The organism is Mucilaginibacter sp., from assembly GCF_965201005.1.
Classification (GTDB): domain Bacteria; phylum Bacteroidota; class Bacteroidia; order Sphingobacteriales; family Sphingobacteriaceae; genus Mucilaginibacter_A.
This window is the reverse complement of the sequence record NZ_OZ241747.1, coordinates 1,380,824-1,395,534: the sequence shown is the minus strand read 5'-3', so window position 1 is coordinate 1,395,534 and position 14,711 is coordinate 1,380,824. Positions and strand designations below refer to the sequence as shown.

14 protein-coding genes are annotated in these 14,711 nt (G+C 42.5%); 6 read left to right on the top strand and 8 right to left on the bottom strand.

The window, feature by feature from the left end:
* The first annotated feature begins 127 nt into the window (after positions 1-127).
* The 3 genes from ACOFKR_RS06490 (at position 128) to ACOFKR_RS06480 (ending at position 4,858) form a co-directional block, all read left to right on the top strand.
* Positions 128-1,183, top strand: coding sequence for a glutamine synthetase beta-grasp domain-containing protein (locus ACOFKR_RS06490; protein ID WP_419803208.1), 1,056 nt, complete (start codon positions 128-130; stop codon positions 1,181-1,183).
* A 543-nt stretch (positions 1,184-1,726) separates the two neighbouring features.
* Positions 1,727-4,441 carry a carboxypeptidase regulatory-like domain-containing protein gene (locus ACOFKR_RS06485; protein ID WP_419803207.1) on the top strand — a complete coding sequence of 905 codons (2,715 nt, stop codon included), beginning with the start codon at positions 1,727-1,729 and terminating at the stop codon, positions 4,439-4,441.
* 75 nt (positions 4,442-4,516) lie between these two features.
* Positions 4,517-4,858: a DUF3140 domain-containing protein gene (locus tag ACOFKR_RS06480; protein WP_419803206.1), complete on the top strand. Its 342-nt coding sequence runs from the start codon at positions 4,517-4,519 to the stop codon at positions 4,856-4,858.
* A gap of 16 nt (positions 4,859-4,874) precedes the next feature.
* Here ACOFKR_RS06480 and ACOFKR_RS06475 read toward each other — a convergent pair whose 3' ends face one another.
* From ACOFKR_RS06475 to ACOFKR_RS06450, 6 genes are all read right to left on the bottom strand, one after another.
* Positions 4,875-5,402 carry a 2'-5' RNA ligase family protein gene (locus tag ACOFKR_RS06475; protein WP_419803205.1) on the bottom strand — a complete coding sequence of 176 codons (528 nt, stop codon included), beginning with the start codon at positions 5,400-5,402 and terminating at the stop codon, positions 4,875-4,877.
* A gap of 27 nt (positions 5,403-5,429) precedes the next feature.
* Positions 5,430-6,032 carry a GNAT family N-acetyltransferase gene (locus ACOFKR_RS06470; RefSeq protein ID WP_419803204.1) on the bottom strand — a complete coding sequence of 201 codons (603 nt, stop codon included), beginning with the start codon at positions 6,030-6,032 and terminating at the stop codon, positions 5,430-5,432.
* A gap of 54 nt (positions 6,033-6,086) precedes the next feature.
* Positions 6,087-6,884, bottom strand: coding sequence for a hypothetical protein (locus tag ACOFKR_RS06465; protein WP_419803203.1), 798 nt, complete (start codon positions 6,882-6,884; stop codon positions 6,087-6,089).
* A gap of 192 nt (positions 6,885-7,076) precedes the next feature.
* Positions 7,077-7,826 carry an alpha/beta fold hydrolase gene (locus ACOFKR_RS06460; RefSeq protein ID WP_419803202.1) on the bottom strand — a complete coding sequence of 250 codons (750 nt, stop codon included), beginning with the start codon at positions 7,824-7,826 and terminating at the stop codon, positions 7,077-7,079.
* A gap of 58 nt (positions 7,827-7,884) precedes the next feature.
* Positions 7,885-8,601, bottom strand: coding sequence for a hypothetical protein (locus ACOFKR_RS06455; protein ID WP_419803201.1), 717 nt, complete (start codon positions 8,599-8,601; stop codon positions 7,885-7,887).
* A gap of 10 nt (positions 8,602-8,611) precedes the next feature.
* On the bottom strand, positions 8,612-9,832 hold the full coding sequence (locus ACOFKR_RS06450) for an ABC transporter permease (RefSeq protein WP_419803200.1): 1,221 nt from the start codon (positions 9,830-9,832) through the stop codon (positions 8,612-8,614).
* Positions 9,833-9,979: 147 nt separating this feature from the next.
* On the opposite strand from ACOFKR_RS06450, the gene ACOFKR_RS06445 reads away from it, so the two are divergent.
* From ACOFKR_RS06445 to ACOFKR_RS06435, 3 genes are all read left to right on the top strand, one after another.
* A complete protein-coding gene (locus tag ACOFKR_RS06445) occupies positions 9,980-11,206 on the top strand; it encodes an exo-beta-N-acetylmuramidase NamZ domain-containing protein (protein ID WP_419803199.1) in 1,227 nt (408 codons plus the stop codon).
* A 1-nt stretch (position 11,207) separates the two neighbouring features.
* On the top strand, positions 11,208-12,134 hold the full coding sequence (fmt, locus tag ACOFKR_RS06440; protein ID WP_419803198.1) for a methionyl-tRNA formyltransferase: 927 nt from the start codon (positions 11,208-11,210) through the stop codon (positions 12,132-12,134).
* A gap of 79 nt (positions 12,135-12,213) precedes the next feature.
* The gene (locus ACOFKR_RS06435; protein WP_419803197.1) at positions 12,214-12,636 is read left to right on the top strand and encodes a hypothetical protein; all 423 of its coding nucleotides are present in this window, start codon (positions 12,214-12,216) and stop codon (positions 12,634-12,636) included.
* Positions 12,637-12,900: 264 nt separating this feature from the next.
* Here ACOFKR_RS06435 and ACOFKR_RS06430 read toward each other — a convergent pair whose 3' ends face one another.
* A complete protein-coding gene (locus tag ACOFKR_RS06430; protein ID WP_419803196.1) occupies positions 12,901-13,878 on the bottom strand; it encodes a glycosyltransferase family 9 protein in 978 nt (325 codons plus the stop codon).
* A 104-nt stretch (positions 13,879-13,982) separates the two neighbouring features.
* A complete protein-coding gene (msrA, locus tag ACOFKR_RS06425; RefSeq protein WP_419803195.1) occupies positions 13,983-14,660 on the bottom strand; it encodes a peptide-methionine (S)-S-oxide reductase MsrA in 678 nt (225 codons plus the stop codon).
* Positions 14,661-14,711: the final 51 nt, after the last annotated feature.

The following is a 14,711-nucleotide window of genomic DNA, read 5'->3' as shown; positions in this document are numbered from 1 at the left end:
ACAAAAAGTACACTTTTATAAAAAGTTTCTTAAAAATTTAATTCATTCTCAATATTAATTTTATATTATATTGTAAGATACTAAATTTGATTTTGAAATTACACCGATAAAAACAGTATTAATCAAAATGGCGGCAAAATTAGAATACATTTGGCTCGATGGCTACAAACCAACACAAAGCCTTCGCAGCAAAACCAAAATCGAAAAAGATTTTAGTGGAAAATTAGAAGATTGTGCCATGTGGAGTTTTGATGGCTCATCTACCGAACAAGCTCCGGGCGGTTCGTCTGATTGTTTGTTGAAACCGGTTTTCATTTGCAAAGACCCGGAAAGACGTGAAGCTTACTTAGTGATGTGTGAAGTTTTAACGGCTGACGGTAAAGCGCATCCATCAAACGGACGTGCTTTAATTGATGACGACGACAACGATTTCTGGTTTGGTTTTGAACAGGAATATTTTTTGTGGAACCCGGAAACTAACAAACCGCTTGGTTTCCCGGTCAATGGTTATCCTACCCCGCAAGGTCAATATTACTGCTCTGTTGGCGCGCAAAATGCTTTCGGCAGAGACATAGTAGAGGAACATTTGGACATCTGTCTGGATGCCGGCTTAAATGTGGAAGGGATTAATGCAGAAGTAGCGGCCGGGCAATGGGAGTTCCAGATTTTTGCAAAAGGTGCCAAAGAAGCCGGAGACCAGATTTGGATTGCCCGGTACTTGCTGGAAAGATTAGGTGAAAAATCCGGCGTTGCCATCAACTGGCATTGCAAACCGCTGGGCACTTTGGATTGGAACGGTTCCGGGATGCACGCCAATTTTTCTAACACGGCTTTGCGGACTGCCGGAAAAAAAGATGTTTACGATAATATCTGCGAAGCTTTCCGCCCGGTCGTAAAAGAACATATTGAGGTTTATGGTGCTGATAATGAGCAGCGTTTGACCGGAAAACACGAAACCGCTTCTATCTACGATTTCAGTTATGGGATTTCTGATCGTGGCGCATCAATCCGGATCCCGCTGGCAACGGTAGAACGTGGCTGGTACGGCTACCTGGAAGACCGTCGTCCGAATTCTGCCGCAGATCCTTACAAAGTAGCTGCACGGATTGTAAAAACAGTAAAATCTGCAGACAAAACTGTTGAAGATCAGGTTGCAGCTTTTGCAGAATCTGAATTTGCTTAATAAAATTACTTCTTTTATCTACCTAAAAATGGCGCAGACGATGGTTTGCGCTATTTTTGTTCCATTCAAAGTTTTTTTGAGGTTTCTTTATAAAAAGATGCGGAAACAATTCTTAAAGCCTGTTTAGAATTAAAATCCAAAAAAATGTAATGCTTCTTTTACCCTATAAAATTTAACGTTTGCGTCAATTTTATTTAAAAACTTGCCATTTTTTACATAAGTAAAAGAAGTATCTACCCATATTAAACAAATCTTAAACAGGCCATAAGCAAAAAAAGAAAACCGAAATCCTTACAGGAGAAGATTTTGGTTATAGAGACTAACCCGACAAATAATCAGGTACTGATCGGACATTATAAAGCTACAAGTCGATATAAAAACAGATTTATTTTCTTGTTATGAAAATCTGAACCAGTTGCCCAGTTTTTACCCCCTAAAAACAGCATCGCCCAAAACATAAAAATTGTTAATTTAAACACGCTTATGCCGATGCCTGGCGTTAATAGTTATATTTAGCCTTCTTTTTTAAACATTAACTCAACTATGCGCTTGGCCAGGTTTTTACTATTTACCCTAATTTGCTGCTCTTTTTCCGGTCATTTTCTTTTTGCCCAGGATACCGTTAGCTTAAACGCCATTATCACCAAAACGGCCAAGTTTACAGATGGTCATCCGATAGAAAAAGTATATCTCCATTTTGACAAACCTTATTATGCCGTTGGCGATACCATTTGGTTTAAAGCTTATGTTACAGCAGGTTTGCACGAACCTTCCCCGCTTAGCAAAATTGTTTATGTAGATGTTTATACCAGCCGGGACTCGTTGGTGGAAAGCATAAAATTACCGGTCATAAACAGTACGGCTTCCGGCGATATTACCGTGCAGCCGCTGGTTTACAAACAGGGCAATTATCATGTCCGCGCGTACACAAACTACATGCGCAACTATGACCCGGACTATTTTTTCAATAAAAACATTGCCATCGGCGATTTGGTGGACAATACAGTACTTACCAAAATTTCTTTTTCGGGCGCAACAAAAGATCAGGCCAAAGCCAACGCCGGTATTTATTACAAAGACGGAAACGGTGCCCCTTATGCCAATAAAAAAGTAAGCTGGCATGTAGAAGTAGATTACGAAACCGTTGCAAAAGGCAAAGGCACTACCGATCAAAACGGTTTCCTGCCGATTAGCATCAGCAGCAAATCCGGAACGGCACTTGCGGCCGGAACTTTGTTCACGGAAATCACGAATGATAAAAAATCCGTTACCAGCACTTTTTCTTTACGCACGGCAACGGCAACACCCGATGTTCAGTTTTTTCCGGAAGGCGGTGAACTCATTACCGGCATCAATACAAAAATAGCTTTTAAAGCACTGGCTGGCAATGGTTTGGGTATTGGTGCAAAAGGAAGCGTGGTTGATAATGACAATAAAACCGTGGCCGAATTATCCGCATCAGGCTTAGGGATGGGCACTTTTATGCTGATACCGGAAGCAGGGAAAACTTATCGTGCCAATCTTGTTTTTGCAGATGGCTCAAAAGCAGCGTTCAACCTGCCAAAAGCAGCAACCGAAGGCATCAGCATCAGTGTGAACAATGCCGATGAAAACAACATTTTACTGCGGATTTTGGCCAATGATGCTTTCTTTAAAAAAAATCAAAACAAAGGTTTTTACATTATTGCGCGAAGTGGCGGCATCATTTGTTATGCGGCCAAAACAGGTTTGCAGGCTTTGGTTTACAGTGCTTCAATCCCGAAAACTAAGTTCCCGACGGGCATCGTTCAGCTAACTTTGTTTTCTGCGGATGGCCATCCCGTTGCCGAGCGTATTGCTTTTATCCAGCATCATGATCAGTTGGGCATCAATTTAAGTTCGGTAAAAACAGCATACGTTACGCGTGAGAAAGTAAAAATCAACGTAAGTGCCAAAAATAAAGAAGTGCCTTCGGAAGCCAATATATCCGTTGCGGTTATTGATGAAAGCAAAATCCCGTTTGATGAAAATGCGGAAACCACCATTTTGACCGATCTTTTGCTCACTTCCGATTTGAAAGGTTATATCGAGAAACCGAATTATTACTTTAAAAACCCCAATGAAAAAACCGCTGCCGATCTGGATGTGCTGATGCTGACGCAGGGTTATCGCCGTTTTAATTATCAAATGATCCTGGCCGGCACTTCGCCCCAAATTACTTTTTATCCGGAAGCAGGCATTGACATCACCGGGACACTTCGGGATTTGACCGGTTTGCCGCTGGCCCGAGGCGTGGTTAAGCTGCAGGTGCCTGACCATAATTTCAGCACACAGGTGGTTACCGGCGCGGATGGTGTTTTTAATTTCCCGAAGTTGCTGGTCCGGGATTCTTCCAAAGTGATCCTGACTGCTGGCGGAAGCTCGGGAAACCGGAACATGATGATTACTTTAAGCGGAACAGCAGCGCAGGCCGTTAACAAAAACCCGCAGCAGCCTGATGAAATTTTAAATATCGACAGTACGCTGAACGTGTATCTGCAAAATGGCAAAAAGCAATATTTTAACGGCCGTACGTTAAAAGAAGTGGTGATTAAAGGTGTGGTTGAGGCCAAAAAGCCAAGCCACATTGATTATCCGGCCTTAACCGGTTTGAGCACGGTCCCTGATCAGTTGATTCCCGGCAGCCGTTTGATGGATTGCGCGCTGTTTTTAACGTGCTTGCAAGGCAGTCTGTTAGGTTTAACTTATGTAGATAACAATTTGTATGTGCGCCGGGATTATCAGGCCGGAAACAAAACGCCGGTGCAGGTTTTTGTTGGCGGGATGCCGGTTGATGTTTCTTACCTGAACAGTCTGCAATCGGCTGAAATAGAATCTATTGAAGTATTTTTGAAGGATGATTTAAGCGGGATCAACCGTACGTACAACACCAACGGCGTTTTGGTGGTGAACATGAAAAAAGTAGTGCACAAAAAAGTGTCCATGAAAGATATTCAGGACCTGATCCCAAACCCCGGAAAAGTCACTTTTGTGCCAAAAGGTTATACCACCAGCCGGGTTTTTTATTCGCCCAAATATGAAGCTACCCGCAGCACGATGCAAGGCGTAGATTACCGCAGCACGATTTACTGGAACCCGCGCGTGCTGACAGACGAGAAAGGCAATGCTTCTTTTAATTACTATAATTCGGACGGGAAAGGAACTTACCGCGTGATTGCCGAAGGGATTGATAAAGACGGCAACATCGGCCGCATGAATTATCGTTACAAAGTGCAGTAAAGCGATTTTCAGTCTAAATTAAATTGGTTTAAACTTTATGGTTTGTGCCGGGTTTTAGTTTGAAAACTACTTTTTATGGCCTATTCTGAAGAAAACAAAAAAGAAGCTTACGATAAGTTTGAGGATTTGGTGAACATGTCGGCTTCGGAAATTGAAAAATGGCTGAAAACCGATGAATCAAAAGCAGTTGGGCAAGACAGCGGTGATGGCGAATCGATCGGCCGGAAATCTGCAAAACATATTGTACAAATCCTGAAAATGAAAAAACAGGATTTGAACGAAGATGATTTTCATCACATCCACAAAGTAATTTCATACATCAGCAGGCACAGCGCGCAACGGCCGCACGGCGATGTAAGCAAAACAGACTGGCTGTATTCGTTAAAAAACTGGGGCCACGATCCGCAGAAAAAATAATTTTATAATGCTGTTTTTATGCCGATGCTTCTTTTATCGGCATGAAATCAGTGGTTTCGAGCAAATTCCATGGACCGTTTAGATATTCGAAAACATTCAGCCCTAAACCCTCAACTTCAAAAGGTTCAAAACCGGCACTCAACTTTTGCTGTAACCCGATGGCAACTTCCCGTTTTACTTTATTTTGAATGGTGATGTGCGGCCAAATTGCCTGCCTGTCCTGCGGCGTTAGCCATTGCTGCCATTGCTGCTGCATGTTTTTATGCAATTTTTTTAACGCTTCACACTCCAGTTTAAAAGCAACGCCCGCACCAATGCTTACCACTTGCGCAACTTGCAGCATCATCGGCCGGGTTTGTGCAGATACTGTTTTTATCCACTCAAAAACTGCAGGCTGGTTGCCCGGCAAATGATGGAACAAAGTTAAATGTGCATCCAGGTAATTGCGTTCGGCCGGGAAGTTTTGCCGACGTAAATCTGTAAAATAAGCTGCGGCTTCCGCATTGATTTTTAAGGTGAGGATAACCGGATTTTCGGTGAACATGGATTTTTCTGATCTAAAGTGATATGGTCAAAACAATTTTTCCCGGAGATCTGATTTCAAATTCGCATTCCATTCCTCCTTCAAAATACTCAAAATGATCGTGTTGCGCCTGCCGCCATACGGCAAAGGCGCGTGGCTCCGCAACACGCCTTCTATCGTGCAACCCAGGCTTTGCATGGCCGCAATGCTTCTTTTATTGGCATAATCTGCCCTAAATTCTACCCGTTCTGTTTTCAGTTGGTCAAAAGCAAAATTTAGCATCAGAAATTTGCAATGCTTGTTCAAGCCCGTTCCCTGAAAAGCTTTGCCGTACCAGGTATAGCCCAATTGCAGGGTTTGGTTTTGCAGTTGCATATCGTAAAAACGGGTACAGCCGGCATATTTTTGCTGCCTTTTATCAAAAACAATAAAAGCATATTCTTTCTTTTCCTCACGCGCTTTTAATGCAGCGGCAATATAAGTTTGCAGGTTTTCTGCCCCGGCTATTTTAACCAGGGAAAACTTCCATAAATCAGGTTCATCCAGCGCAAACGGAAGTAAAAATGCGTAATCGTTTTCGGTGAGCGGACGAAGGGTTACAGCATCATCTTCAAGGAAATAATCAGCAGAAAAATCAAAAATATATTCCATACAACGTTAAGTTTTGTGTCGGGCAACGAACATGCTTCTTTTATCACCTAAAATTCATCGGCTTGCATTTGGATAACCGATCAAATAAGCAACCTGCAGCCCCAATTTGTTTTTTACATGTCCGGCTTTCCAGGTGTAATTTTCTGCGGAAACAGAATTGGCCATCTGCAAAAATTCTTGCGGACGGTATAGCCTTAACAGCGAAATGCAGCCATCCCAAACGGTACAAAACGGGATCACCGGGACCAAATAAGTAAGCATCAAACGTGAGATTTTGAACGGACGAAAAAACGGTGTTAAAGCAAATAACAACAAAGGGGGAAAAACAATCGCGCCTAAAAACATCCAAACACTTTTGCTGCCGCCGTCAAATAAACAAATCCCTTTTTCCGCAGCAACCGCAGCAGCCAGGATTTGAGTCAGTTGTTGCGGTTTAAAATGATGTGCTGCCGAAAACAACGTGCGCACACCGTTCAAACAGGCAGGAACATGGTTAGCATCAACCGGCTTTGCATAAAAACCAATGGCATTATTTGTTTTTTGCCGAATATGTTGCCAGGCGGCCAGGTTCGGGAATTTATCAGTTAAAGTAACCGTAATTTTTTGGGGCGATTGTAAACTCAGGCTTTGATGGATGTGCCCGATCGCGCCGCCTCCGCCAGAACCTAAATCTATCAGATGGTTTTGTTTTGTTTGGTGCAAAACTTCCAGCAGCAAAGACGTAACCGGCTGATAAACATTTAGATAACGGATGAGGTAACGCAAATAATCTGTCATGCCGGAACGGATCACGTTTGGGAACCAGGTTTGATCTTCAAATTCAAAAAAACGTATTTTGCGGATGCTGTTCATTCCAGATTATGATGAAAATACAATCTTTTAAAAATTTTTATTGTACTTTTCCAACAGTCCAAGGCTTGTATGCTGGATTTTTTTAAGCCTTTTATTATCCGTCCGCCGGAAGCTGCTTTCCAATACTTAACCATAACCTGCAACTTTTAGTGAGGTTTTATACTGCTGCGTAAACCGGTCATTTCTTTCAGCTTAAACAATTGCTTTTTTAATTTCCGAAGCCAGCCATCCGGGCACTTCTATCGGACTTAAATGCCCCACACCTTTTGTGGTAACCAACTTAGCGTCAGGAAGATTAGGAATTGCTTCCTGCAAAATACTTTTGAAACTGATGGCCGGATCATCTTGTGAAGCAATAACCGTTATGGGCAAAAAAAGATGTGCCGCATCATCTGCAATCGAGTGTTTTGTGCCTTTTAAACACCACCAATCCCAGGTTTTGTTATCAGTTTGCAGGTTGTTTTGGATGATTAAATCCCGCTGATCTTCAGTTATCGGCTTAATGGTGATGCTTTTGACCGTGTTTTCTGCCTGCCCCAAATTGGGGTGATTAAGCATTTTTTGCAGTTCTTCATCCGAAATATGCTCTATTGTTGGTGGCGAAGGTGCTATCAAAATCAATTGTTTGATGGCAAAATTCGGATCATTGGCCGCCATATCTACCGCAATTTTCCCGCTCATCGAATGGCCGACCAGCACATAAGATTCTATGTTCATCGCCTCTAATTTTTGTCTGGTAAAAGAAGTAAGTGCGCCGATAGATGGATCGCTTAAAGGTGGTTCTGCACCGAAGCCGGGCAAATCCAGTGCGATACAGTTAAAATCGTTTTCCAAAAACGGAATCAGCCATTGCCAGCTTGCTGCTGATCCGCCAAAATAATGCAGTAAAACCAGGTTTTGCTTTGGGTTGATTGCTGCAGAAATTATATTGTTGCTTGCCATTTTTTGCGTTTGATTGAGGCTGAGGCTTCAACATTTAACCGGAAGGTTTGTGTGGAAACTATTTTGTGCGTTTTTTTAGCGCTTCAATCCGTGCTTCAAATTGAATTTTTAAGTTATTGATTATAAAATCAGTATCATTATTGCTGTTGTACAAATTGTAAATTTCACTTGCTTTTATTTGCTGCAAATCCTGCCTTAATTGCTGCTTTTGCTGCTGTAAAAAACGGACGGTCAAACGCCAGTTATTTTCTTTTTCAAAACTATCTGCAACCGGTTTTTTGCTGGTGATATCGTGATGCAAGCGGTTCAGTTCTTCGAGGTTGCCGCTGTTGTAAAACCCGTTGAGCTGGGCCGTAAGCGCAGTTGCCAGTTGGTGTAAAGCTTCGTCTGCATCGGTCAGTTTATCGGGATGAACCTGCAAAATGGCTTCTTTGTACAATCGTTTTATCTCCTGCCGTTCATCGGCCGAAACCAAATTTTCGGTGGTAAAAGAAGCATCGGTCCGCTTTAAACCAACCGGCTGTTTGTAGTTTTTGCCGCGTTTTCTCTGCTCCATCCGTTTTTGTTTTTTGGCTTTTTTCCGGTTTTTATAAATGTCCGTCAATTCCCGAAAAAGCAAAATTTGTGCAGCCAGTTCCAGCCGGATTTCGGATTGAAAATTTGCAATAGCTGTTTCAAGCAAATTCAGTTCAGCTTCCAGCAAAGCCGTTTCATTTTTTAACGAAACGATTTCTTTGTGTTCTGCATCATAAAATTTATCCGGTAAAAGAAGCATCTGCAAAAGCTTATTTAAAACGAATGGCTTTTACCGGTGAAATAGAACTCACCAGCATCGAAGGGACGAGCAGCACCAAAACACAAACCACCAGCGTGCCCAGGTTTAACCACAAAACGTCTTGCAGTTCAAGCTGGATCGGTACAAAATTCATGTAATACGATGCCTGATCGAGCTTGAAAAAGTGCGTATGGTTTTGAAAAAAACTCAGCCCGACACCAAATAAATTGCCCAGCAACAAGCCAGCAGCAATTAAATACAGCGCGTTGAGCAAAAACATCTGCTGGATGCTCCAGTTGCTGGCACCCAATGCTTTGAGCATCCCGATCATGCCGGTACGTTCTAAAATCATGATCAGTAAAGCAGAAATCATGTTGATAACGGCCACCACAAGCATCAAAATCAGGATCACGCGCGTGTTTACGTCCAGCAAATCCAGCCACTCAAAAATAGTTGGGTAAAACTGCTGCACCGTAAAAAATTTCAGTTCTACCGGCAAAATATCGCTTAGCGCGTTGGTGGATGCCTGCAAGTTATTAAAATCCGGCACGCTTAATTCGTAGCCGCCAACTTCGTTTTTCTGCCAGTTGTTTAAATGCCGGATCAAGGGCAACGAACCGATCACATACGTTTTATCTACCTCTTCTACCCCGATATTAAAAATCCCGACGATCTTAAACTTGCGTTTGCGCAGCGGCTGCTGCACAAAATACATCAGGAAATCATTGCCAACCTTCAGGTTCAAACGGTTGGCGGTATATTGCGAAATCATGATCTGCGCTTGTGCCGATACCGAATCTTTAAAATCAATTACACGGCCGGAAGCCATGTTTTTCCGGAAAAAGGAAAGATCATAGTTTTGGTCAACTCCTTTCAAAACCACGCCTTCAATTGCATCATGCGCTTTAATAATGGCCGGTTTGGTGGCAAATGGCTGGATGTGTTTAAAGTTCGGGTTGGCTGCAATTTGCTGAACCAGAACCGGATCGGCCGAAAACGGGGAATTTTCGTAGGAAGCATTGAGATCGTATTTCACAATCTGGATATCGCCCGAAAAACCTCTTACTTTTTCGCGGATTTCCTGCTTAAAACCTTTTACAATGGCCAAACTCAAAATCATCACGCCCAAACCAAGCATAATACCGGTGATGGCGATGCGCACGATCATTTTGGAAAACGTGCGCTTGCTGCGGAAGGAAATGCGGCCGGCAATAAAAGTGGCGATGTTCAAAATTCGGTCCCTGATTTTTTTATATCAGCGCAAAGATGCAGTTTTAGGCTGAAAATGTATCAACCATTAGTTTCGGGAAAGAACAATCCTTTAGTTTTGGTTCGATCGATCCTGATTTTTACCCGATAAAAGAAGCATCCACATCAAATGAAAAAAAAACCAAACCTGATCATAAGCCACAACCCAGTTTTTGTATGCATTGCGATGCTGTTTTTATCGCCCTTTTTTTGTGCTGCGCAATCATCCAAAATCAAAACGGGTGCCGATCAAACCGAATTGTACGTGCCGCTTTTGCGCGGTAAAAATATTGCAATGGTGGTCAACCAAACTTCCGTCATCGGGAAAAACTTAACACCAAGCGCGGATAGTTTGTTAAAGCTGAACATCCGCATCAGCAAAATTTTTGGTCCGGAACACGGTTTTCGGGGAAATGCCAGCAACGGTGCCAAAGTAACAGACGAAGTGGACGCGAAAACCGGTATCCCGATTATTTCGCTGTACGGCCGGAAAAGAAAACCTTCTAAAACAGACCTGGATTCGGTTGATTTATTGGTTTTTGACATCCAGGATGTGGGCTGCCGTTTTTACACCAACATCAACACACTGGCCGATGTGATGGAAGCCTGCGCCGAAAACAACAAACCGCTGATTATCCTGGACCGCCCGAACCCGAATGATTATGTTGACGGCCCGGTACTGGACATGAAGCTGAAATCCGGAATCGGCCGCTTTCCGGTCCCGGTGACGCACGGCATGACGATTGGCGAATTTGCACAAATGATCAACGGCGAAGGATGGCTGCCCAACAATCTGCACTGCAATATTAAAATTATCCCCGTAAAAAACTACGCGCATGGCATGGCTTACACGCTGCCGGTCAACCCTTCGCCCAATTTGAATACGCCGCAATCGGTTTTGTTGTACCCGTCTTTGTGTTTGTTTGAAGGCACAACGGTTAGCCAGGGCCGCGGCACCTACATGCCATTTACGGTTTTGGGAAGCCCGGATTTGAAGGGTTTATATGATTTTTCTTTTACGCCGGTGAGTATTCCGGGAAAATCTGAAACACCGCTGCACCAGAACGAAACTTGTTTTGGTTTAGATCTGCGGGATTACAACACAGAAAAACTTCGCCGGAACGGAAAACTTAACCTGAAATGGATGATGGATTTGTACAAAGCTTATCCGGACAAAAGCAGGTTTTTTGACCGCAGCCAAAGCAAACAGATCGGCAATATTGATTATCTGGCGGGGGTTGCTGCTTTTAAACAACAAATTTTGGCAGGTGCAAGTGAAAAAGAAATCCGTAAAAGTTGGGAACCGGGTCTGAGCAATTATAAGGCGATGCGCCCAAAATATACTTTATACAAATAGCATGAAAATAGTTTTTATGGGCACGCCGGAGTTTGCCGTAGCTTCGCTGGATGCCCTGGTTAAAGCCGGAATGAACGTGGTTGCCGTAGTTACCGCTCCAGACAAACCTTCCGGCCGAGGCCAGCAGCTTTCAGAATCCGCAGTTAAAAAATATGCCGTTAAAAACAGTATCAAAGTCCTTCAACCCGAAAAATTAAAAAATGAGGGTTTTATTACTGAATTGAAAGGGCTACAGGCTGATTTACAACTGGTTGTAGCTTTCAGGATGTTGCCGGAAGTGGTTTGGAATATGCCGCCAAAAGGCACAATAAACCTGCACGCTTCGCTGCTGCCGCAATATCGTGGTGCGGCCCCGATTAATTGGTCTGTTATCAATGGTGAAAAAGAAACCGGTGTTACCACGTTCTTTTTGAAGCAGGAAATTGACACAGGCGACGTGATTTTGACCGATAAAACAAGCATTTTGGAAACAGATACGGCCGGTGATGTGCACGACAAGTTGATGACAATTGGTGCTGCACTGTTGCTAAAAACGGTTGAACTGGTTTCTGAAAATCAATACAAAGAAGTTCCGCAGCAGGAATTGATCGGCCAAAATCAAAACACCCGACTGAAACCGGCACCAAAAATTTTTAAAAATGATTGTCTGATCAACTGGCAGCAGCCAACCGCGCAGGTTTATGATTTTATCCGCGGAATGAGCCCGCACCCAACTGCTTTCACGTTTTTGAACGATAAAGTTTTTAAAGTTTTCCGGGCAGAAAAAGAATTGATCGATCCTGAAACAGAGGCCGGGAAATTTGTCACCGATCAAAAAACATATTTAAAATTTGCCTGCAATGATGGTTTTATATCGATAAAAGAAGCACAGCTGGAAGGCAAAAAACGGATGAACATTGAAGATTTTTTGCGAGGTGTAAAATTTTAGTTGCAAAGTATAATCTTCAAAAATAATCAAAACTAAAAGCAGATAGCAGTAGTTCTAACAGTAACAAAACAATAATATTATGAAAAAGATAAGTTTAGCAATGCTGGTTGGTTTATTCGCTTGGGGAGTGCAAAACGCATCAGCTCAAACCACCCAAACCGGAACAAACGGTACAGTTGGAACCCATACCGGAACCACCCATAATGGTACAATGAGAACGGGTACTGCCACAAACGGCAAAATGGGCACCAACACAGAAACTGAAACAATGCAAGATCATGGCACGATGCGTAGTAAAGGAACGATGCATGATAAAGGTACGATGGAAAACGGCAAAATGAAAAGTGGCAAAATGGAAAACGGTAAAATGAAAAGTACCGGTAGAATGCACAGAAATCACATGTCTGACCGCAAGTCAGGAAAAGGTACAGCTGGTATGCAGACCAACGGTACAACCGGAACCGGCACTAGTACAACGCCTTCAACCTCACCAAAAAGATAATTTAGATGTATTTTGGAAGGTTTGATTAAAACCACAAAAGGTTGCTCCAAAAAATGAAGCAACCTTTTTTATTGGATTTTTTAATAGCCTGTTTATGTTTTATTGTTTTTCAGAATGCTTCTTTTACCACCTAAAATTTGGTAAAAACTAAATTTTTAGCACTATTAATACAAGCCGCTTAATTTATAGTGCTAAAAGAAGCATCCGGTTTTTTTCAAATACATCTGAACAGGATGATATTTTTTAAAAAAATAGTTTTGGAAATTATACGATAACCTCTGTTAACTGCGCCATTACCAGTTCAAATTTTGGTGTTTTAGTCCAATCAATTGTGCGGTGTTTGGTTTGATTTAAAGGCGACCAGCGTTCCGGCTCTCCGTGTAAACTGATTACCACACTCGGCGTGCCGAAAGCCGCGGCAATGTGTGATACTCCTGTACAGTTAGAGATCAGCGCAAAAGCATCTTTAATCAAAACAGCAACTGCGCCCAAAGTAGTTTTCCCAACCATGTTATATCCTTCGTGTTTCATGTGCTGCATCACTTCTGCTGCCAAATGTGCTTCGTCTTTTGTGCCGGTAATGATGACATCAAAGCCTTGTTCCTGACAATAATCGGCCAGTTGTGCAAAATAAACAGGCGGCCATTGCCTTGCCAAACTCCGCGAGCCGGGATGGATGCAAATATATTTTTGCGGGATGATTTGCAGGTTTAACTGATCAAATGCATCACGATCAAAACTATTGATCGGAAACTCCAGTTCTGTACCCACAGAAGGGATTCCTAAGTGGTTCATCAGTAACAAATGGCGTTCAATTTCCGGAATACCTTCAGGATATTTCAAAAATAATGGGTTGGGGCGATAATCTTCTTCAAGATAAAAACCGGCTGTATAAAAAGCCCCAAATAGTTCTGCCAAAGGGTTTACAATGGAGCCGTTGCCTTGCATTTGTAAAGCTAGGTCAAATTTCTCAACCTGCACCTGCTGTAAAAAAGCAGTTGTTTTCTGCGGGTCGATTTCCTGTTCGGGCAAACCCGGATAACCCGGAAAAGCAATAAAAGCATCAAAATAATCCGGAAAGCGGGTCAACAAGCTTTCTGCCCAGGGTAAACCAACTAACGTGATTTTTGCTTCCGGATAAGTGGTGCGCAATGCCCGGAAAGCAGGTATCGAGCACAACAAATCGCCTAATTGTAAGGCGCGGAAAATTACAATTTTTTGTATGGGATGAGCAGTAAGCATCAGGTTTGCGTTTGCTTTGTTAACTGCTGATGCTGAAATTATGTTTTGCTATAATAGTTTTCGATACTGTTTTTATCGGCATAAAAACAGTATCGAAATTAATTTTATTGTTTCAGCTTGCCTTTGTAAGTTTTTTTAAATTTCTCAAAACGTTGTTCCGATACATTTTGGATATACGGATTATCGCCATTGTGTTTTGCATAATTTTGGTGATATTCTTCGGCACGGTAAAAATCTTTCAGCGGTGATATTTCTGTAACGATGGCACGCTGGAACATACCTGATTTTAAGGCATTGGTTTTAGCTGTTTCTGCCAATGATTTTTCAGTTGGATTGGCATAAAAAATAACCGAACGATATTGTGTGCCCATATCCGGCCCTTGTCCGTTTACAGTTGTTGCATCATGCGAAGCGTAAAAAACTTTTAACAATTCCGGGTAAGAAACTTTTTTCGGATCATAATAAACCAGCACTGATTCTGCATAACCGGTTGTGCCGGTACTTACTTTTTCGTAAGTCGGATTTTGTGTGTGGCCGCCGGAATAACCGGAAATCACAGAATCCACGCCTGCCACATCTTCAAAAATTTCTTCAGAACACCAGAAACAGCCTTCTGCAAAAGCGGCAACGGCTTTGCCTTTTGGTGCCGTAACGGATATTTTTCGTACGGCATCTTTTCCTGGCCCTTCAGCAGAAGTTAAATTATTGGAAGATGCCTGTCCGCACGCGGCAAAAAATAATGAGGCAACGATCAGATTATACATTTTCGGATTGATTAACATAAATTTTGTTTGTGATTATCAACCAAGATACGTAATTACAAATCTTTCAGA

Coding starts and splice junctions, on each gene's coding strand:
- ACOFKR_RS06490 (WP_419803208.1), top strand. CDS start 128: ATGGCGGCAAAATTAGAATACATTTGGCTCGATGGCTACAAACCAACA.
- ACOFKR_RS06485 (WP_419803207.1), top strand. CDS start 1,727: ATGCGCTTGGCCAGGTTTTTACTATTTACCCTAATTTGCTGCTCTTTT.
- ACOFKR_RS06480 (WP_419803206.1), top strand. CDS start 4,517: ATGGCCTATTCTGAAGAAAACAAAAAAGAAGCTTACGATAAGTTTGAG.
- ACOFKR_RS06475 (WP_419803205.1), bottom strand. CDS start 5,402: ATGTTCACCGAAAATCCGGTTATCCTCACCTTAAAAATCAATGCGGAA.
- ACOFKR_RS06470 (WP_419803204.1), bottom strand. CDS start 6,032: ATGGAATATATTTTTGATTTTTCTGCTGATTATTTCCTTGAAGATGAT.
- ACOFKR_RS06465 (WP_419803203.1), bottom strand. CDS start 6,884: ATGAACAGCATCCGCAAAATACGTTTTTTTGAATTTGAAGATCAAACC.
- ACOFKR_RS06460 (WP_419803202.1), bottom strand. CDS start 7,826: ATGGCAAGCAACAATATAATTTCTGCAGCAATCAACCCAAAGCAAAAC.
- ACOFKR_RS06455 (WP_419803201.1), bottom strand. CDS start 8,601: ATGCTTCTTTTACCGGATAAATTTTATGATGCAGAACACAAAGAAATC.
- ACOFKR_RS06445 (WP_419803199.1), top strand. CDS start 9,980: ATGAAAAAAAAACCAAACCTGATCATAAGCCACAACCCAGTTTTTGTA.
- fmt (WP_419803198.1), top strand. CDS start 11,208: ATGAAAATAGTTTTTATGGGCACGCCGGAGTTTGCCGTAGCTTCGCTG.
- ACOFKR_RS06435 (WP_419803197.1), top strand. CDS start 12,214: ATGAAAAAGATAAGTTTAGCAATGCTGGTTGGTTTATTCGCTTGGGGA.
- ACOFKR_RS06430 (WP_419803196.1), bottom strand. CDS start 13,878: ATGCTTACTGCTCATCCCATACAAAAAATTGTAATTTTCCGCGCCTTA.
- msrA (WP_419803195.1), bottom strand. CDS start 14,660: ATGTTAATCAATCCGAAAATGTATAATCTGATCGTTGCCTCATTATTT.